Annotated in this window: 20 protein-coding genes; 2 read left to right on the top strand and 18 right to left on the bottom strand. The window is 39.1% G+C overall.

Translation table 11 applies throughout. The features are described from left to right. Positions 1–581 precede the first annotated feature (581 nt). The 15 genes from C8270_RS10080 to C8270_RS19965 all read right to left on the bottom strand — a co-directional run bounded on the left by C8270_RS10080 (position 582) and on the right by C8270_RS19965 (position 14797). Entirely contained in the window at positions 582–842 is a 261-nt protein-coding gene (locus tag C8270_RS10080; protein ID WP_106496704.1) for an HPr family phosphocarrier protein, read from the bottom strand. A gap of 260 nt (positions 843–1102) precedes the next feature. Further along, positions 1103–2050, bottom strand: coding sequence for a DNA-binding protein WhiA (gene whiA, locus C8270_RS10075; RefSeq protein ID WP_106496703.1), 948 nt, complete (start codon positions 2048–2050; stop codon positions 1103–1105). 34 nt (positions 2051–2084) lie between these two features. Continuing rightward, positions 2085–3044, bottom strand: coding sequence for a gluconeogenesis factor YvcK family protein (locus C8270_RS10070; protein WP_106496702.1), 960 nt, complete (start codon positions 3042–3044; stop codon positions 2085–2087). Beyond that, positions 3041–3931: an RNase adapter RapZ gene (rapZ, locus tag C8270_RS10065; RefSeq protein WP_267894846.1), complete on the bottom strand. Its 891-nt coding sequence runs from the start codon at positions 3929–3931 to the stop codon at positions 3041–3043. The genes C8270_RS10070 and rapZ overlap by 4 nt, the downstream gene beginning before the upstream one ends. Positions 3932–3944: 13 nt before the next feature. Next, a complete protein-coding gene (locus C8270_RS10060; protein WP_106496700.1) occupies positions 3945–4409 on the bottom strand; it encodes an 8-oxo-dGTP diphosphatase in 465 nt (154 codons plus the stop codon). Positions 4410–4668: 259 nt separating this feature from the next. Next, on the bottom strand, positions 4669–5622 hold the full coding sequence (gene trxB / locus C8270_RS10055; RefSeq protein WP_106496699.1) for a thioredoxin-disulfide reductase: 954 nt from the start codon (positions 5620–5622) through the stop codon (positions 4669–4671). A gap of 89 nt (positions 5623–5711) precedes the next feature. Then, on the bottom strand, positions 5712–6716 hold the full coding sequence (locus C8270_RS10050; protein WP_234028540.1) for a tetratricopeptide repeat protein: 1005 nt from the start codon (positions 6714–6716) through the stop codon (positions 5712–5714). Between the two features lie 208 nt (positions 6717–6924). Continuing rightward, positions 6925–8586: a glycerol-3-phosphate dehydrogenase/oxidase gene (locus tag C8270_RS10045; protein ID WP_106496698.1), complete on the bottom strand. Its 1662-nt coding sequence runs from the start codon at positions 8584–8586 to the stop codon at positions 6925–6927. A 253-nt stretch (positions 8587–8839) separates the two neighbouring features. Further along, complete coding sequence (gene glpK, locus C8270_RS10040) at positions 8840–10330, bottom strand: glycerol kinase GlpK (RefSeq protein ID WP_106496697.1); 1491 nt, start codon at positions 10328–10330, stop codon at positions 8840–8842. Positions 10331–10480: 150 nt separating this feature from the next. Continuing rightward, a complete protein-coding gene (locus C8270_RS10035; protein WP_106496696.1) occupies positions 10481–11002 on the bottom strand; it encodes an acyltransferase in 522 nt (173 codons plus the stop codon). Between the two features lie 3 nt (positions 11003–11005). After that, the gene (gene ppaX / locus C8270_RS10030) at positions 11006–11641 is read right to left on the bottom strand and encodes a pyrophosphatase PpaX (RefSeq protein WP_106496695.1); all 636 of its coding nucleotides are present in this window, start codon (positions 11639–11641) and stop codon (positions 11006–11008) included. Further along, positions 11616–12575, bottom strand: a complete 960-nt coding sequence (locus C8270_RS10025) for a nucleoside recognition domain-containing protein (protein WP_106496694.1) — start codon at positions 12573–12575, stop codon at positions 11616–11618. The genes ppaX and C8270_RS10025 overlap by 26 nt, the downstream gene beginning before the upstream one ends. Before the next feature lie 30 nt (positions 12576–12605). Continuing rightward, the gene (gene lgt / locus C8270_RS10020; protein ID WP_106496693.1) at positions 12606–13442 is read right to left on the bottom strand and encodes a prolipoprotein diacylglyceryl transferase; all 837 of its coding nucleotides are present in this window, start codon (positions 13440–13442) and stop codon (positions 12606–12608) included. A gap of 11 nt (positions 13443–13453) precedes the next feature. Continuing rightward, on the bottom strand, positions 13454–14389 hold the full coding sequence (gene hprK / locus C8270_RS10015; protein WP_106496692.1) for an HPr(Ser) kinase/phosphatase: 936 nt from the start codon (positions 14387–14389) through the stop codon (positions 13454–13456). Positions 14390–14443: 54 nt separating this feature from the next. Next, the gene (locus C8270_RS19965) at positions 14444–14797 is read right to left on the bottom strand and encodes a hypothetical protein (RefSeq protein WP_158701691.1); all 354 of its coding nucleotides are present in this window, start codon (positions 14795–14797) and stop codon (positions 14444–14446) included. 227 nt (positions 14798–15024) lie between these two features. Between C8270_RS19965 and C8270_RS10010 the strand changes: the two genes are divergently transcribed. Together C8270_RS10010 and C8270_RS10005 are read left to right on the top strand one after the other, a co-directional pair. After that, positions 15025–15222: a PspC domain-containing protein gene (locus tag C8270_RS10010; RefSeq protein ID WP_106496691.1), complete on the top strand. Its 198-nt coding sequence runs from the start codon at positions 15025–15027 to the stop codon at positions 15220–15222. Continuing rightward, positions 15222–15578 carry a phage holin family protein gene (locus C8270_RS10005; RefSeq protein ID WP_106496690.1) on the top strand — a complete coding sequence of 119 codons (357 nt, stop codon included), beginning with the start codon at positions 15222–15224 and terminating at the stop codon, positions 15576–15578. The genes C8270_RS10010 and C8270_RS10005 overlap by 1 nt, the downstream gene beginning before the upstream one ends. A gap of 795 nt (positions 15579–16373) precedes the next feature. Here the strand turns inward: C8270_RS10005 and bshB2 are convergent. The 3 genes from bshB2 to uvrA form a co-directional block, all read right to left on the bottom strand. Next, positions 16374–17039 carry a bacillithiol biosynthesis deacetylase BshB2 gene (gene bshB2, locus C8270_RS09995; RefSeq protein ID WP_106496688.1) on the bottom strand — a complete coding sequence of 222 codons (666 nt, stop codon included), beginning with the start codon at positions 17037–17039 and terminating at the stop codon, positions 16374–16376. A gap of 30 nt (positions 17040–17069) precedes the next feature. Then, the gene (locus C8270_RS09990) at positions 17070–17423 is read right to left on the bottom strand and encodes a YojF family protein (protein ID WP_106496687.1); all 354 of its coding nucleotides are present in this window, start codon (positions 17421–17423) and stop codon (positions 17070–17072) included. A 150-nt stretch (positions 17424–17573) separates the two neighbouring features. Beyond that, positions 17574–20450 (bottom strand): excinuclease ABC subunit UvrA, encoded by a 2877-nt coding sequence (uvrA, locus tag C8270_RS09985; RefSeq protein ID WP_106496686.1) that lies wholly within the window; start codon positions 20448–20450, stop codon positions 17574–17576. Positions 20451–20456: the final 6 nt, after the last annotated feature.

Below are 20456 nucleotides of genomic sequence, written 5' to 3'. Positions count from 1 at the left end.
CACAATATCCATAAAATGCGAAGTAATTTTTAGTGTGTTTTCTTGACGTCCTTTATAAGGTAAGTGCTAACCCGGCGGCTTGGGAAAAATACTCGCTTTCCATGGGGAACGCTTCAGCCTCCTCGCTCGCAAAGAACGCTCGCTGTGGGGTCTTCAGACTGTTCCTTTTCCCATAGGAGTCTCGCATTTTTCCCAAGCCTTAGTGTAAATTTCTATATAAGTATAAGTGAGAAGAACTTCATGAAATGTTGAATTTATAGGTCACACACTACTCTCCAATCAAAGATCTATATCAGCGTAGTCAGAATACGTAGACTCCTGCGGGAACAGCACGTGTCCGAAGACCCCGGAGGAAGCGTTCTTTGCTTCCGAGGAGGCTGAGGCCGTGCCCGCGGAAAGCGAAGTATTCTGACGGAGCGAATCCGGCCACTTACTCATTAGAGGAAGAAAAAGCGTATTATAAGTGATTATTCACTACGTCGCATTTTGTATCAACTACGAAATTTAAAACATCTAACATTAAGAAAAGAGCCTAATTTAAGGAAAAGCAATTGATATTTTTGGATTCGTTCACGGATAGATCAAATCCTCTTTTCTGTAACAAATGAAACCAAATGTGTAATCGCATCATCTTCATCAATACCATCACCAATTAACGTAATCGTTTCCCCGGTTCCGATCGCTAAACTCATTAGTCCCATAATACTTTTTGCATTAATTCGCTTGCCATCCTTTTCTAAAAATAAATGTGATCCGTAACGATTTGCTTCCTGTACAAACCTTGCTGCAGGTCTTGCCTGTAACCCTGTTTCAAGTTCAACTGTCACTGATCGCTCAACCACTCTGATCATCCTCTCCAATGTTGTAAACGCTGTCATTATATCTCTTGAAAAGCGAAACAATTAAGTAAAACACCATCAGTTCATACTGATATTGTAAATCAAGATGTTCATGTCCGTTGTTTTCTACTTTTTAAAAATGTAGAACATTACGGACTTGAACACCATGCAAGAAGAACTCATTCATTTGAAAATACTGCTTATTAGGGCGGGATAAATTATCAACAATTATACCATGAAAACGAATTAAAACGAATACTTATTCAGTTTTCGATTAAATCACCGCTCCTAATTTTCTCAGCGTACTCATCAATCTTTTTCAACCGGTGATTGACACCAGATTTTGATATCTTTCCACTTGATACCAGTTCCCCAAGTTCTTTTAACGAAACATCCTGATGTTGAACACGCAAAACTGCTATTTCCCGTAGCTTTTCTGGTAAAACTTCCAAACCAACCGCTTTCTCGATCAGATTAATATTTTCAATCTGCCGAAATGCTGCTCCAATTGTTTTATTTAAGTTAGCTGTTTCACAGTTTACTAAGCGGTTGACCGAATTCCGCATATCGCGAACAATTCGTACATCCTCAAATTTAAATAATGCGTTATGTGCACCAATTATATTAAGAAATTCTGTAATCTTTTCAGCCTCTTTGATATACGCAATATAGCCTTTTTTGCGTTCCAACTTACGCGCTTTTAGATCAAAACTATTCAGCAATTCACATAATGCATCATTATGCTCTTGATAAAAATTATAAATCTCTAAATGATAGGATGATGTTTCCGGATTATTAATCGACCCACCTGCTAAAAAAGCCCCACGTAAATAAGATTTCTTACAGCAAGACTTTTCAAGAAACTGGTTTGAGATCGTGCGAACAAATGTATATGGCTCCCTTAGGATATCAAGATCCGATAATAGTTCCTGAACATCTTCTTTCATCCTGACGATATAGATATTGTTTTTTTTCAACTTCATTTTTTTCCGAACAAGTAATTCAACAGGAAACGAATAAGATGATTTGATCAGCGTATAGATACGACGTGCAATAGCTGCATTTTCTGTTTGTACGTCAAGTGTATAATCTTGTTTAGATAACGAGATGGCACCGTTCATGCGGATTAAGGCAGCTAGTTCAGCAGTCGTACAGCAGTCATCTACTTCCATTGCTGTTAATTCTTTTTTTATTTCAGATGCAAACGACAAATTAATTCACCTCCTGCCTACCAATTATTGAAACCTATTGATCGATGATTGAGTATAGTAAGGCAGCAATTTTATTTGTATCATGACGAAGTGTTGCTTGGGAATGATCAATAATATCCCCCTCAATAATCTGCAAATTCATAGCAAGTAACTGATCCGTATCATAAACGACGGGATCAGCATTTTCTTCTGCATAGATCTCACGGACAGTTTCGCTAATCGGCTCATTGTGTACAACAATCGAATCCACACAGCTCTCACCAATATGATCATGTATTGCTCGCACATGGTCACTTGCAGTATATCCTGTTGTTTCCCCTGCTTGTGTCATGACATTGCAAACGTAGACTACATTTCCTTTTGCCTTACGAAGCGCAACATCTATTTGTGGGATAATAAGGTTTGGCATGATACTTGTATACAAACTCCCCGGTGAAATGACGACCAAATCAGCCTGTTCAATGGCCTTGACAGCATTAGGCAATGGTTTAACTGGCTGTGGTTCTAAAAATACGTGTTTAATTTTTTTATGTGCTAATGGAATAGATGATTCACCAGATACAATTGACCCATCATCCATTTCGGCATGCAACGACATACTTTCATTTGATATTGGGTAAATATTTCCTTTCACATTAAGTACACGGCAAATTTCTTTAATTCCGGTATAAAAATCCCCGGTAAGAGAAGTCATAGCCGCTAGTAACAAATTGCCCATTGAATGACCAGATAAACCATTACCATTAGCAAAACGGTGCTGAAATAAATCAAGTAGCATTGGCTCTGCATCAGATAAAGCGGCAATCACATTTCGAATATCTCCCGGGGCTGGAATTGCCATTTCCGAACGCAACCTGCCCGTACTACCACCGTCATCTGCAACTGTAACTAGTGCAGTCAAATTTATTGGCAGATCCTTTAGACCTCGCAAAAGGACCGGCATCCCTGTTCCACCACCGATAACGACTACATTGGGTTGTTTTCTGTTACTCATAAGTGATGACCCTTTCCTTTATCAATATCTCGATGGGTAATATGAGTAATATAGCCAGAAGATAATCTCTTCGCAAAGTATTCGGTGATAGCAACAGATCGATGCTGGCCACCTGTACAACCAATTGCAACAACAAGCTGTGACTTGCCCTCTTTCTTGTATTGCGGCAGCATAAATTGGAGTAAATCGAGTACTTTTTCATTGAATTTTTGTGTGTCTGACCATTTAAATACATATGATGAAACTTCCTGATTCAGTCCTGTTAATGGCTGTAAATGCGAAACATAATGCGGATTTGGTAAAAATCGCACATCAAAGACTAAATCAGCATCAATTGGCACCCCGTACTTAAACCCAAACGAAACCATATGAACAGAAAAAATCTCTTGTTTTTCCTCTGAATAGGCATGGAGAATTTTTTCGCGTAATTCCCGTGGTTTTAAATTTGTTGTATCGACCACGCGTTGTGCTCTTCCTTTTAATTCGTCTAATATTTTCCGTTCCTGTTTAATACCATTTAGTGGTAATCCACCGACTGCTAACGGATGTGAACGACGCGTTTCCTTATACCGAGTAACTAATGACTCATCTTTCGCATCAAGGAAGAGAATATGTTCCTGGAGCCAATCCTCGTCACCTAAAATATCCAATGCTTCAACTAATGAATCAAAGAATTCACGACCACGTAAATCCATCACTAATGCAACACGTTGAATACTGTTTGTTGCATCCTTCATTAACTCTAAAAACTTTGGCAGCAATGCTGGAGGCAAGTTATCAACACAATAATAACCAAGATCCTCAAAGCTTTGCACAGCCACCGTTTTACCGGCACCAGACATACCGGTAATAATAACTAATCTTGTTTCCTTATCTATATTGTTCACTCGAGTCTCCTCCTTATGGTGTGGCTGGATCAAGGCGTAAATCAAGCAGCTCGTAATCTTTTGTATACGCAAACGACCCATATAACGTTTCGCTTGATGCTAAGACATGGTTGAAAATATGATGATCCCCTTCAGCCATTGGTAATTCATTCACACGATCAAGAGAAACCCATTCCAATTCTCCCTCTTTACAATGTTTCGTTAACTCACCATTAAAATAACGGGAAACAAAGGTGAACATCATCCACTCCTCTGTAATAGCCTTGTTTTCAAAAACACTAAAGGTAAAGACACCAGCTAAATTCGGATTGATCAACGTTAAAGCTGTTTCTTCGTAAAATTCTCTTGTTGCTGATTCCTTGATGGATTCACCTTGTTCCATTTTCCCGCCAGGAATCGCATACCATCCACGTCGAGGTTTTTTTATTACTAATACTTTTTTGTTATTGATTAATATGCAGTTTGTCACGCGTTGCATATGCATTGCACCTCATTAATTTATTAAAAAACATTATCTCCATTATACAATGAATTTTTCCTTAGCAACAAGGATATGATTGGAAGGAGTAATTTCGCCTCGACAGAATTGGACAAACATAAAAAAAGACAGAGACGACTAGCGCCTCTGTAAAAAACTAATTTATCTATTAAAAGGGGGTCAATTAGTTAATTATATTATACCCCAAAATTGTTTCGAGCATGTTACAACAGCGTTAAAATGCAATTACTTGTTTGTTTTATGATTTTGCTGCTTTTAGTTCTTCCAACAAATCTTCAATATAACTTTGTGCTGACTGTGCTGCAATACTCCCGTCACCAGTTGCTGTTACAATTTGTCGAAGTTCTTTTTCCCGAATATCTCCCGCTGCAAAAACACCTGGTACACTTGTTTCCATGTTTTCATTTGTTGGAATGTACCCTTCATCATTGGTGATTCCTAATGATTTAAATGATTCACTAAGTGGTACCATCCCTATATAAATAAATACACCATTTGCATCAAATTCACGTTTTTCACCGGATTTTTTATTATTTAGTGAAACACTGCTTACTTTTCCTTCAGGACCATTGATTGTATCAACAACCGTATCCCAAATAAACTCGATTTTTTCATTATCAAATGCTCGCTGTTGGATAATTTTTTGTGCTCGTAATTCATCACGGCGATGAACAATAGTTACCTTATTAGCAAAGCGAGTTAAATAAATTCCTTCTTCAACGGCGGAATCTCCACCACCGATAACAACAAGGTCTTTTCCTTTAAAAAACGCCCCATCGCAAACGGCACAATAAGATACACCACGACCGCCTAATTCTTCCTCTCCTGGAATACCTAACTTTTTATATTGAGCACCAGTTGTAATAATAAGTGCACGTGTTTTATATTCATGCTTTCCTGCTTTTACTAATTTGTAATCGCCATGATCCTCAACATCTTTAATATCACCATAGGCATATTCGGCACCAAACTTTTTAGCATGCTCGAACATTTTATTTGATAAATCTGGCCCTAAAATATGCTCATATCCAGGGTAGTTCTCTACATCTTCTGTGTTAGCCATCTGACCACCTGGAATACCTCTTTCAATCATTAATGTGTCTAAATCCGCCCGTGAGGCATAAACAGCCGCCGTCATTCCAGCAGGCCCTGCTCCGGCAATGATAACATCATACATACGTTCTTCGGACATTGAATTTCAGCCCCTTTTTCTCTATTATAGTTCAGCCAACTTAATCGTATAAGAATCAGTTCGTTTCGTCTATTTTTCTGCTCAAATCTTTATAACCACGGTTCTTTTTCATTGGAAAGCACCGAATGTTGTCGACAGCCTTCTCTCCATAATGACATTGCTTTTGCCTGTTCTCCTTCATAGTAATTGGCAATGCTGAACCACCGATAATAAGAAGGATGATTTTTTACTACACGCTTAGCAAGTGCGCGAAATCGTGGGACTGCTTCATGATACATTCCTGTTCTAGCAAGTGTAACCGCTATTCGTAATTTTTGCTGTTCTTGAATTGGATATACATTTTGCAATGACTGAATATGTTTTTCATATTCTGCCTTTTGATCAAACTCATAATAAAAAACTGCCAAATTCGCATGACTAACTAATGAATCGGGTTCGTCTTGCAATATGTCAAGTTCCACTTGAATTGCTTTTTCCGGAAAACCGGTATAAAACAATGCCTGTGCATAATCATGGGTTGCCTGTTTGTGTTCAGGAAATAACGTAAGCATCTCCTCGATGATTGGCATTGCTTTGTCCCATTCTTTATTTTCCATATGATAAAAAACCGTTTCTTGATAAATTAGAAGTTCATCCTCTTCTTCCAGATCCCAGTCATCTTCATCGTCTTCATCTATATCAATTAAATGTAGCAAACTTTTAGCTTCTTCACTAAAATCGCCTTCAGGTTCATTAGTAAGATATGATTCCGCGTATTTTTTTGCATCATTCAGTAATCCTAAATGTGCATAATTATTTGCTAATAAATAGTAACAATCCATATACTGGTCATCAGTTGATTGCAATACTTTGGTTAACAATTGATTTGCGGCATGATAAGCACCAATTTCCGTATAAATAATAGACATTTGACATTGGTACAACGGATCATTTGGCTTTTGTTCAATTGCTTTTCTTAACCACTTCAAAGCAATATCAAATTTTCTTTTGCGGAAGGCTTCCACACCTTTTGTAAAATAAAAATCACCTTCAGGAATAAAAGGGAGAACATTATTTTGTTTACTCTTTACGATATTATTCTCTAAATGTTGCACACTTATCCCCCTGCTTCTTCTTACATACATAATACAAACAAGCACTAAAGCTGACATAACTGAATCCATTGAACAGTAACGTCAGCAGGCCTAATTGCGTATTTAAACTAGAACAAAGTATATCATATTTACTAATGGAAAGGGGGTGCTTTTTTAGAACAAAATGAAAAACTTCTACCTTTTATATAAGATAGAAGTTTTACTAACATCATTTAACTGGGGTCACTGCTTCATGAAGTAATTCATCTAACTGATTTTGATAGGTTTTTGTTTGTTTTTCACTCCACTGTAATGCTTTCGCCATGTAGGCAATGACATTATCCTTATGGGTACGAACCCAATTAATGTCAAAGAAAAGTGCACCTGTACGACGAATAAAGAAGTCAACTGGTTTATAGGTTAATTCGTACTCTAATGCATAAATAAGCTGAGCAAAAACTATTGGATCGATAGCTGCTTTCTTCGCTTCTTCTTGTTTTGCCTGATAGAGTTCAAAAATAGTATCGATGTTTGACCCGTATTTCTTAACTAGCATTTGCGCTGTTTCTTCATCCATTCCTAAAGCAACAGCCTCTTTAACCTTGCGATCCTTGAAACGTTTGTATCCCGTTGATCCACCAACTTCGCCACCCGAAATAGGTAAATTAAGGGTCTCTGATTTAGAATATAAAATTCCTTCTTCGTCTTTTAATTGGTTAACGACTGTATTCACTGCCTGTTCAGCCATTTTACGGTACCCTGTTAATTTACCGCCAGCCATCGAAATCAAGCCAGAGTCGGAAATGAAAATTTCATCCTTACGGGAGATTTCATCAGGATTTTTTCCATCCTCAGCAATTAACGGGCGTAATCCTGCCCAACTCGATTCAATATCTTCTGCTTTCATTTCAAGGGAAGGAAACATATAATTAATCGCATCAATTAAATAATCTCGATCTGCTTCTGTCAATGTCGGATGTGCAATATTACCTTCATAGCTCGTATCGGTTGTTCCTACATATGTCTTATTATCTCGTGGGATAGCAAAAATCATCCGGCCATCAGGGGCATCGAAATAGATCGCTTGTTGTAATGGGAATCGTTTTTTAGGAAATACCAAATGCACACCTTTCGTTAGATGCAACGATTTTCCTTGTTTAGAACCATCGATTTCGCGTAGATCATCAACCCAAGGACCACAAGCATTAACGATTTTCTTCGCATACACGTTATACGTTTCACCTGTAAGCTGATCACTAACTACTACACCAACTATTTTTCCGGACTCGCCATAAATAAAATCAGTGGCTTTTGCATAGTTAACTGCATGAGCACCTTTTTGAACTGCTTTTTTCATTACTTCAATAGTTAATCTGGCATCATCTGTTTTATACTCTACATAATAGCCAGCACCTTTTAATTCCTCTTTTTTAATAAGTGGTTCTTTTTGCAATGCTTCTTCGGGACTTAACATTTTTCGGCGTTCCCCTTTTTTAACGCCAGCAAGGAAATCATATACCCGTAAGCCGATATTCGTCGTAAATGGACCAAACGAACCACCTTTATGAAATGGTAACATCATCCATTCTGGTGTTGTTACATGTGGACCATTTTCATAAACAATTGCTCGCTCTTTTCCGACTTCAGCAACCATTTTCACTTCAAATTGTTGTAAATAGCGTAATCCACCATGAACAAGTTTTGTTGAGCGGCTGGAAGTACCTGCTGCAAAGTCTTGCATTTCAATAACACCTGTTGATAAGCCACGTGTTACAGCATCTAATGCTATTCCAGAACCGGTTATGCCACCACCAATTACAAATACATCTAGTGGCTCTTCGGTTAATTTTTTAAAAATATCATTACGTTTAAAACTAGAAAAATTCGTCATTTTCCATCACTCCCCTAAAATTCCACTCTCAAGATATCATTACCCGCTTATTAGGAAATTCATGTATTCTAACTGGAATTTCTTTTAAATTGTATGTTAAAATTTGCCATATTTAGGTCCGGATCGCACACAAAAAAACCACAAAATACACAAATGTTTTTTCACCATTTGTGATTTGTGGTTTCTCCATTTCTCCGTCCCATGTATTAACTTATTTGTATCATATCACATCTTTTGATTTTCGCAAAGGATTTTACTTAAAAGCTTGTGCCGCTTTAACTGCTTTTTTCCATCCATCATACAATTGTTCACGTTGGTCTTCAGCAATTTTATCTTCAAATATATGATCCATTTTCCATTGTTTCGTTATTTCTTCCTTGCTTTCCCAATATCCTACTGCTAACCCTGCCAAGTATGCGGCACCAAGTGCAGTTGTCTCATTAATAACCGGACGTTCAACCGATACGCCAAGCATATCGCTTAGGAACTGCATAAGGAAGTCATTTTCAACTGCTCCCCCATCAGCCCGGAGCGTTTTTAAATCAATCCCGGAATCGGTAATCATTGCATCTACCACATCCCGCGTTTGGTAGGCAAGCGACTCTAATGTAGCTCTGACAAAGTGTTCTTTCGTTGTACCACGCGTAAGGCCAAAGACTGCACCACGTACATCACTATCCCAATATGGAGTACCCAGACCAACAAATGCAGGCACAACATAAACGCCATCTGTAGAATCTACTGCCTTTGCCAATGGTTCACTCTCCGGAGAATCATCAATTATTTGCAAGCCATCACGCAACCATTGTATAGCCGAACCTGCTACAAAAATACTCCCTTCTAATGCATATTCTACTTTTCCATCTACACCCCATGCTAGTGTCGTTAATAAACCGTTGTCTGATTTTACGCCTTCATTACCCGTATTCATCAGCATAAATCCGCCAGTTCCATATGTGTTTTTTGCCATCCCTTTTTCAAAGCATGCCTGACCAAATAGTGCTGCTTGCTGATCACCAGCAATCCCAGCAATTGGTACTTCATGTCCGAAAAAGTGATAATCGACCGTCTCACCATATACTTCTGATGATTGTTTCACTTCTGGTAGCATTGATTTCGGTACGCCAAGAATATCTAGTAATTCATCATCCCATTGCAGATCATAAATATTGTACATTAACGTCCTGGAAGCATTCGAGTAATCCGTAATGTGTTTCTGCCCTCCAGTCAATTTGTATACCAACCATGAGTCGATTGTTCCAAATAGTAAGTCACCATTATCCGCTTTTTTCCGTGCACCGTCCACATTGTCTAAAATCCATTTTACCTTTGTACCTGCAAAATATGGATCGATTAGTAATCCAGTTTTATCACGAAATAGATCACTGTAGCCTTGTTCTCTTAGTTCTTTACAAATATCCGTTGTTTGCTTAGATTGCCAAACAATCGCTTTATAAATTGGTTTTCCAGTATTTTTATCCCATACAACGGTTGTTTCACGCTGATTCGTAATCCCAATCCCGGCTATTTGTTGTGGGTCAATATCAGATTTTCGCAACACATCCGTAATACACGCCAAAATCGATGTCCAAATTTCGTTTGCATTGTGTTCAACCCAACCAGGCTTTTTAAAAAACTGTTCAAATTCCTTCTGGCCAGTTTCGACTATCTCCCCATTATGATTAAATAAAATAGCACGTGAACTCGTTGTGCCTTGATCTAGTGCTAAGATGTACGTCTCCATTGAAATTCCTCCCCATTTAATTGTTTTTATCCCGATCATTTCTTAATGTCCGTTTCATTTCCTGCTTATTACCTGTATTATAACGCAGAAAATTCTATTCCAATGTTAGTATGACATTGGAATAGAATTTTATCATTTATAATAATACGATCACGCGTCAGCATCTCCCTGCATCCGCTTTTCCATTTCTTCCTTCGTATAAATCAAACGCATTGGATTCCCGCCAACGAATGCTCCAGCTGGTACATCTTTATGGACAAGTGTTCCAGCAGAGACAATTGCCCGATCACCAATCGTAACACCTGGTAGAATTGTTGAGTTTGCTCCAATCATAACCTCATCGCCAATTACGACCTTACCAATTCGATATTCCTTAATCAAATATTCGTGTGCTAATATCGTTGTATTATAGCCAATAATACTGTTGCTTCCAACCGTTATTTTTTCAGGAAACATCACGTCTGGCATAACCATTAAGGCAAAAGCGGTTTGTCCGCCAACTCCCATGCGTAAAAACGTCCGATACAGCCAATTTTTCATTGCCAAGAAAGGGGTGTATCGTGCAAGTTGAATCACAATGAAGTTTTTCATTACCTTCCAGAAAGAAACAGTCTGGTAAATCTGCCACAATGAATTGGCTTTGTTCACCTGATATCGGTTCGTGTTACGCATTGGTCACACCCCTAAAATCGAAAATAGATCCCTAATATCGTTCAACATGTAGGTTGGGTGATATGCTTCTAACATCTCTTTTCCCTTTAATGACCAAGCAACACCAGCTGTTTGAACCCCAGCGTTCTGTCCTGCTTCAATATCATGTGAATTATCTCCGACCATTAACGTTGATTCTGCTTTTGCATTCAGATCATGCATTGCTTTGATAATTGGCTCTGGATGAGGTTTGGCATGTGTGACATCATCAAGTGTTATAACCGTCTCAAAAAAGGGATCCATACCAGTCAACTTCAATCCTTTATCAACTGTATCCCACATTTTTGTCGTCACAACACCAAGTTGAATGCCTTGCTCCCTTAAATGTTCCAGTGTTTCGATAACAAAAGGGAAAGCAGTGACATATTCATCATGATGCTCTAAATTGTGCTGACGATATGTTTCCACCATTGTATCGGCTTGTGATGGATCAACGGTTTCGAACGATTCTTTTAACGGCGGTCCAATAAATTCAATCGCTTTTTCCCGTGTGAAGTTTTTTCCATAATGATCAAACGTATGCTTAAAAGAAGCAATTATTAATTCATTCGTATCAATCAATGTTCCATCAAGATCAAAAAGTATTGTATGAATGCTCATGTGATGTTCCCTTCCTTTGGTAAAATTCTGGTCGTTTCCATAAAAAAGCAATCGTGATTGTTAGTAGTATTGCTGTTATTAGTCGAATTACAAGCAATGGCCAAACTGGTATCCCCAGTGGAATAAATATGACGGTGTCTTCCACAACAGCATGACAAGATACTAAAAAAATCAAAGCCAAGTACATATCTCTTTTCGAAACACCGTCTTCTTTCACCGCTTGGATCATTAACCCTGCGCCATAGGCTAATCCAATTGTTAAACCTGCTACAAGTGTCATGGACGTGTTTTTTTCCATACCAAGCAATTTAGTGAATGGAGCCAAGCCATTCGATAATTTGGTTAAAAAGCCTTTTTCTCGCAAAAACTGCATAACGATCATGAGTGGTATAACAATTAATGCTAATTGTGCTACTGCAACAATTGCTGTCTGGACACCTTGACTAATGATTTCAAACCAGCCATCTAGAACTTGTTCAGATGGTGAAATAAAGCCATATTGCGCAGGTTCAGCACCGCCAGACCATAGTAAATTTATAATAACTGCAGCAATTAAGGCGAGAACAATTCGAATACCGGATATCAGCCAGCCACTGACCCCCACTTTAGCAGCAACTGTCGATTCAATAAATAAATTATGTGAAAACGACAGCATAACTGCTAAGATAAATACTTCTTTGATAGAGAAATCGAATGATACAATTGCCGCAATTCCCGCATATAAATTCAGTGAGTTTCCCAGCACTAATGGTACTGCTGCTTCACCAGGAAGGCCGATAAAACCCATAACAGGACTTAGCTGCTTAATAATCCATGGTAGTATCGATGTATATTGTAGAATTGTTACAATCAAGGTAATTGGAAAGATGACTTTTCCCAATGTAAAGGTAACATGTGCCCCTTGACGAAGACCCCGATAAAAAATGCCAGCCAATGCATCATTCCCCCTTTATTAGAAAATTGTTCACTTCTTCGGTTTCACTTTTGTACCATCGTAACGGTACTTAGCCATCCCAGACTTCCGGCGATAGATAATTAGTGCAATACCAACTACAATGATGACAATAGAAATCACTTGTGCGGCGCGAAGTCCTCCAGATACTAAGCTATCGGTACGCATTCCTTCGATAAAGAAACGACCAACAGAGTACGTCATCGCGTAACTTAAGAACACTTCACCACGAACTGGATTGAATCTGCGTAAAAACAACAAGAAGATAAACACAAGAATATCCCAAAATGATTCATATAAAAATGTTGGGTGATACATGATTCCATCAATACACATCTGATTCATAATAAAATCAGGTAAATATTGGTGGAAACTATTATATGTAGCTTCTGAAATTGCACCACCATGTGCCTCCTGGTTCATAAAATTACCCCAGCGACCAATTGCCTGCCCTAGAATAATACTCGGTGCGATAACATCCGCCAACTGCCAAAACGAAACTTTCCTCACTCGGGTGAATACGATCGCGGTTAACACCGCACCAATTAAAGCACCATGAATAGCGATACCGCCATTCCAAATGGCAAAAACATCCCACCATGTTCCACCTTCATATTGTTCCCATTCAAAAATCACATAATAGATGCGGGCACATATAATCGCAATAGGGATCGCAAATACAACTAGATCCACGACTAAATCTTTTTTTAGCCCAAGTCGATCTGACTCCCTAGTTGCTAAATATAATCCTAAAAAGGCACCAAATGCAATAATAACCCCATACCAGTAAATGGTTAATGGACCTATTTCTAAAAATACACGATCCAGTGTAGGTGCACTACAAGTCACTAAAATCACTCCTATTCCATGCCATCTTTTTCCTGATCAATCATGGTTGTTAACCTCTCGGAAAACTCTTCTGCTGCATTAACACCCATTCGTTTTAAGCGAAAGTTCATTGCTGCAACTTCAATAATAACAGCAAGATTTCTTCCTGGACGAACAGGAACAGTCGCTTTTGGAAGTTTCACATCCATGATTTTCATTGTTTCCTCGTCCAACCCAAGCCGATCATATTGTTTTTTTTCATCCCATAATTCTAAATTAATGATTAATGAGATTTTTTTGTAACTGCGTACTGCACCTGCGCCAAATAGTGTCATAACATTAATGATTCCCAAACCACGAATTTCCAGCAAATGTTCAATTAAGTCTGGTGCATTGCCAATCAAACTATCATAATCTTCTTGGCGAATTTCTACACTATCGTCCGCTACCAGGCGATGACCGCGTTTTACCAGTTCAAGTGCAGTTTCACTTTTACCAACACCACTTTGCCCTGTTATCAGTACCCCTACACCATAAATATCTACAAGCACACCATGAATAGCTGTAAATGGAGCGAATTTTGCTTCAAGATAGTTGGTTAACCTGCTAATCACGCGTGTAGTTTTTCGTGGTGAATGTAAAATAGGTACACCAGATTCATTGGCTGCATCAATTAATACTTCCGGGATATCCATCCCCCTGCTTACGACAATTCCTGGTGTAATGTCTGTACACAGCTTTTCAACCCGATCTCTCTTCTGTTCATCTGTCAAATCTAAAAAATAAGCCATCTCTGTTTTTCCAATAAGTTGTAAGCGTTCTTTTGGATAATACTTAAAATACCCCGTCATTTCAATTCCTGGACGGGAGATATCACTTGTCGTAATTTCTCTATGTATCCCATCTTCCCCCGCAACAAGTGTCAAATTAAAATTTGCCAGTAAATCTTTTGTACGTACTTTTTCCATATAATGGTACCTCCAGTCAGACACACAATAACTGCTTTTCATTGTAGCACATTTTTATGGTATGAAGTATAGAGAAACACTACGATGAATTCTTGGATAAACAAAAGGTCTTTTTCCTAAATGACTGTTGCCTTTTACACAATAGATATAAAATGCGACGTAAGTAAGAAGTTGCTCACCCGCCGGAATCTTGATCGGGTTGATGTTCTCGTTTCCTGGTCGATGTTTTCGCGTTTCGGGTTGATGCTCTGCGTTTCGGGTTGATGTTCTCGTTCCTGGGTCGATGTTTCCTCGTTTCGGGTTGATGTTCTCGTTCTTGGGTCGATGTTTCCTCGTTTCGGGTTGATGTTCTCGTTCTTGGGTCGATGTTTCCTCGTTTCGGGTTGATGTTCTAGCGCTCGGGTTCAACCACTCAACCCACGTCAGAGTGAGAGGAAGCATCACAAAAATTAATTGTCACTGTGTCGCAGTTTCTATCAACTACGAAATTAAATAAACAAACATTACGTAAAGACTAGTAAAAATATACATGCCATTTGTAAATGAAACTTTTTGCAACAGGTAATCGTATATTTAATTAGGATGTTTATCAGCTATAAGAAAAAGGAAAGTCCTAATAAAAGGAGGCGAAATATATGCCTAAACGATTAACCAGATCAATTATGGATCGTAAAATTGCGGGAGTATTAGGAGGAATTGCCGAATACTTTAATATAGATGCTACGATTGTAAGACTTGTATTCATTATCGCTTTAATCTCAAGTGTATTTACGTTGTCATTAATTTACCTTGTAGCAACAATTATTATTCCAAATGAGGGTGAGGTGCATTAATGTTCCTACGCTGGTTTTTGTCCGTATTCCTAAATGCGGTTGCATTGATTGCGGTAGCACAGTTGTTTGATTCCTTTCATTTAGAGGAATTTGGTGCAGCCTTGCTGGCCAGTTTCATCTTGTCCATCTTGAATGTCATTGTTAAGCCAATTTTAATTATTTTTACATTACCAATTACAGTTATATCACTTGGTTTATTTTTATTTGTGATTAATGCGATTACACTAATGATCACACAAGGAGTGATGGGCTCATCCTTTGTTATTAACGGTTTTGGAACTGCCATTATTGCGGCGGTAGTAATATCGATTTTAAATCTATTACTAAACCAACTCGTTAAAGATGCAACGCGGTAGCTAACTACTGATATGAAACCGGGGAAATTTCACTGAGACCCATCTTATGCTTCGCAGGTATAATGCCTGCGATTTTTTGTTGACTTTTTTGCAATGCTTGTTGTTTTTACTGTCGTAGTTGATAGAAAATGCGTCGTAACTGCTGGGCTCTTTTCTATAAGCACGCGTATTTGCCGCCGTCCGGGATCGCTCCGGGTGGATGCTTTCCGCGGGCACGGCCTCAGCCTCCTTGCCCCGGCGAGGGGTATGTCGACGTTGTCCGCAAAGGACGGTTTTAGTCGACCCTCCTTTTCAAACCACTCTGCGGGGTCTTCAGCTCGTGCTGGGGCTGCGCTAACTCGCCCCACCGAAAACCATTGTTCCCGCAGGAGTCACCACCCTCCACTCACCCGGACTAGTAAAGTGGTAGGATGTGACTTGATAGAACACATACACCTACAGTTACTGGTAGTAAATACAATATAAGTGGAGGAAATACACGGAGACTCCTGCGGGAAGAGAGGCCTAGGTGAGACCCCGCAGTGCGACGAGCAATACTCCCACCGAATAAGCCTCGAGTTGCGAGGAGCGCTACTTCACCGAAATTGCTTGCAACTCGGGCGAGCACCTAGCACGAGGAGGCTCAGCAGCCGCCCGCGGAAAGCGTAGTGTATTTCCGGAACGGTGGGAAAGCAATTTTTTAGTTACGTCGCATTATATATCTATTGTGATAAAACAACATTCTTTTAGAAACAGCCTATAAAAAGTATAATAGGTTACCATAATCGGCAACCTATTATCTTCCGGGATCTGATCCTAGAATTTCCATATATAAAATTGTTCTTTACCAAGTACCTTTTTTGCGCCTTCACTAACTGCCGCGTCATCTTCCTGACTTTCTTTAAACTGGTCCATAATGCCGAAAGCCTGTGATTTATGCGCAGATATAGCTGCTAGCTTTTTATCAAAAGCACCCATAACATCATTTTTTACATCAGGCTTACCTAATTCTTCAGCGGAATTATTTGAAATTGCTTGTGCCCATACAGTTGGACGCTTATTCTCATCCATCTGCCACACCGCTTCAATAGCAGCTGCACCTAAAGCATTATGATCGGGGTGTACTGCATATCCAGGATAATGGGTGATTACAAGACTTGGTTCAATTTCTTCTAAAATACCTTTTAAATGTTCAGCAACTTCCTGACGATCTTCAAATTCGATTGTTTTATCACGATAGCCAAGCATTTTTAATTCTACATCAAGTGCTTTACATGCGTTTATTAACTCTTCTTTGCGAATTTCCGGTAATGTTTCGCGATTGGCAAATGTGGGTTTTCCCATATTGCGCCCCATTTCACCTAATGTTCCACATAGGTATGTAACAGGCACACCCTGTTCACGAAATTCCGCAATTGTTCCTGCTGCACCAAATGATTCATCATCTGGATGCGGATATATAACAACAACGTGTTTTTCCATTTTATCACCTATCCCCTCTAAAATGTGCTCTTAATAACGAAATGGTGTTTCACTAACTTCTAGTGAAACCATTAAACGTCCTTCACGATCATGTCCAGCTAGTAGTAACTGATTATCTCCCTGTATTGTCCAATCCGTTAATCCCTCGGCATATATCCAACCAAATTCCATTTTTAGTCCAGCACGATATGCTTTTCCATCGCCAACAATCTTCGCTTGGGAAAATTTCACTTTCGCATTACGAATATAGGCTCCAACATTATATGCTTTATCATCAAAATGACTTGCGTAGGCACCATTGGTTGTTTCTAAATGAACATAGACGTCTTTATTAATAAAACGTTTAAACGATTCTTGTACTTTTTCAATTTCAATCGGTTTCATTGCTTTGCTCCTCTCCAGAAACTTCTCTTTTTACATTACCTAAACATAAGTAATGCGTCAAAAAATTTGTCCGCTTTACCGATGATATGAAATCCGTTGAGCAAACAATAAAAAGACAGTAAACCCATAAAGGACTTACTGCCTGCAACGTCACTTCGAACCAACTTTTTCTTTCTTCTCAAGCACTTCTTCCATCCGCTTTCGATCGCGTTCCAAGATTGGCTTCAAATACCATCCTGTATACGATGCTTCGGTTTCCGCAATTTGTTCAGGTGTTCCCGTTGCGATAATTTGCCCACCACGGTCGCCACCTTCAGGACCGAGATCCATAATATGATCGGCGGTCTTAATGACATCAAGATTGTGTTCAATAATTAACACCGTGTCGCCATTGTCAACCAACCGCTGCAGTACACTTAACAACCGTTTAATATCATCCACATGTAATCCTGTTGTTGGTTCATCTAAAATATAAAATGATTTGCCATTGGATCTTCGGTGTAATTCACTAGCTAATTTCACCCGTTGTGCTTCCCCACCTGATAATGTTGTGGCGGGCTGGCCTAATTTGACGTAGCCTAGTCCAACATCATAAACGGTTTGCAGCTTTCGTTTTATCTTAGGGATATTGGCAAAAAAGTCCAGCGCTTCTTCGACGGTCATCTCCAACACATCAGCAATATTTTTGCCTTTGTATTTCACTTCTAATGTTTCCCGGTTATAGCGTTTGCCATGACAAACTTCACACGGAACATACACATCCGGCAGAAAGTGCATTTCAATTTTTATAATGCCATCACCTCGGCACGCTTCACAACGTCCACCTTTTACATTAAAGCTGAAACGTCCCTTTTTGTAACCGCGAATTTTGGCCTCATTCGTTTGTGCGAACACATCACGGATATTATCAAACATACCCGTATATGTTGCCGGATTCGAACGTGGTGTCCGCCCGATTGGGGATTGATCAATATCAATTACTTTTTCGATGTTATTTATTCCATTAACTTTTTTATGTTTTCCGGGCTTGTGTTTTCCACGATAAAGCTCTTTCGCTAATGATTTATATAAAATCTCATTCACCAATGTACTTTTACCCGAACCAGAAACACCGGTTACAACTGTCATTAATCCAAGTGGGAACTCAGCTGTTATATTCTTTAAATTGTTTTCTTCAGCACCGACTACTTCAATTTGCTTTTTCGTTGGTTTTCTGCGTTCGACTGGAAGGGGAACAAATTCTTTCCCAGCCAAATATTTACCAGTTAAGGATTTCTTATTTTTCATTACTTTCTCAGGTGTCCCACTTGCTACAATTGCACCACCATGTTCACCTGCACCTGGTCCAATATCAATTAGCCAATCAGCTGCAAGCATTGTATCTTCATCATGCTCAACAACAATCAATGTGTTATCCAAATCACGCATCTGCTTCAACGTATTAATTAGACGATCGTTATCACGCTGATGTAAGCCAATCGATGGTTCATCCAACACGTATAATACTCCAGTTAACGCGGAGCCAATTTGCGTTGCTAAGCGGATTCGTTGGGCTTCCCCACCGGAAAGTGTCCCAGCAGCACGCGATAATGTTAAGTAATCAAGCCCTACATTATTTAAGAATTCAAGGCGATTACCAATTTCCTTCAAAATCATTTGGGCAATTTTTTCTTCCTTTTCAGTTAGATCCAAGCTGTTGAAAAAATCCTTCGCTTCAGTAATGGAAAAGTCTGTAACCTGACTAATGTGCAGATTATTTATCAATACAGCAAGTGCTTCTTCTTTTAATCGGTATCCATTACACGTAGGACAATCTTTATGGGCCATATATTTTTCCAGGGTCTCCCGAATGAAGTCTGACGATGTTTCGCGAAATCGTCTTGCAATGTTATTCAAGACCCCTTCAAACATAATTTCATTGTCACGAATCTTCCCAAAATCATTTACATAATGGAAATGAATTTTTTCCTTGCCACTCCCATTTAAAATAATATCTAGCTGTTTTTTTGAAAGTTTCTTAACCGGTGTATCCATATCAATTCCATAATGGGTACAAACGCTCTTTAATAATTGTGGATAATACTGCGAACTAATTGGCTCCCAAGCAGCAATAGCGTGTTCATTTAACGTTTTATCCCAATCCGGAATAACCAAATCAAGATCAACCTCCAAGTTGGTTCCTAAACCATCACAAGTTGGACACGCTCCAAACGGGCTATTAAACGAAAATAAGCGAGGTTCCAATTCACTGATCGAAAACCCACAAATCGGACATGCGTGGTTTTCACTAAATTTTAATTCCTCTTCACCAATCACATCGACGATTAGGTTGCCCTCCCCAAGAGCTAAGGCTGTTTCAATTGAATCACTTAGTCTACCGGCAATCCCATCTTTTACAACAATCCTGTCTACAACAACCTCAATGGAATGTTTTTTATTTTTCTCCAGTTTGATTTCATCCGTTACTTCACGCATCTCTTTATCAACGCGAATCCGGACATATCCTTCTTGTTTTAACTTCTCAAATGTTTGGACATGTTCCCCTTTACGCCCGGAAACAACTGGTGCAAGAATTTGCAATTTGGTGCGCTCTGGATATTCCAAAATACGATCAACCATTTGTTGTACAGTTTGTGAGCTAATTTCAATACCATGTTTCGGACATGTCGGGTGCCCTACTCGAGCGAAGAGCAGGCGTAAGTAATCATAGATTTCTGTTACTGTCCCGACTGTTGAACGTGGATTTCTACTTGTTGTTTTTTGGTCTATCGATATTGCTGGCGACAGTCCTTCAATTGCATCCACATCAGGCTTATCCATCTGTCCTAAAAACTGGCGTGCATATGCGGAAAGGGACTCGACATAACGGCGCTGGCCTTCCGCATAAATTGTGTCAAATGCAAGTGATGACTTACCCGATCCTGATAAACCAGTTAAGACAACAAGCTTGTTTTTCGGGATGTTTATATCAACGTTTTTTAAATTGTGTGCTCTGGCACCTTTTATTTGTATAGCTTTACTAGGCATAAGACG

Origin of the sequence: Lentibacillus sp. Marseille-P4043 (assembly GCF_900258515.1) — a bacterium.
Taxonomy (GTDB): Bacteria; Bacillota; Bacilli; order Bacillales; family Amphibacillaceae; genus Lentibacillus_C.
Note: the sequence above shows the minus strand (reverse complement) of the source record. Positions and strands in the feature narration are given on the sequence as shown.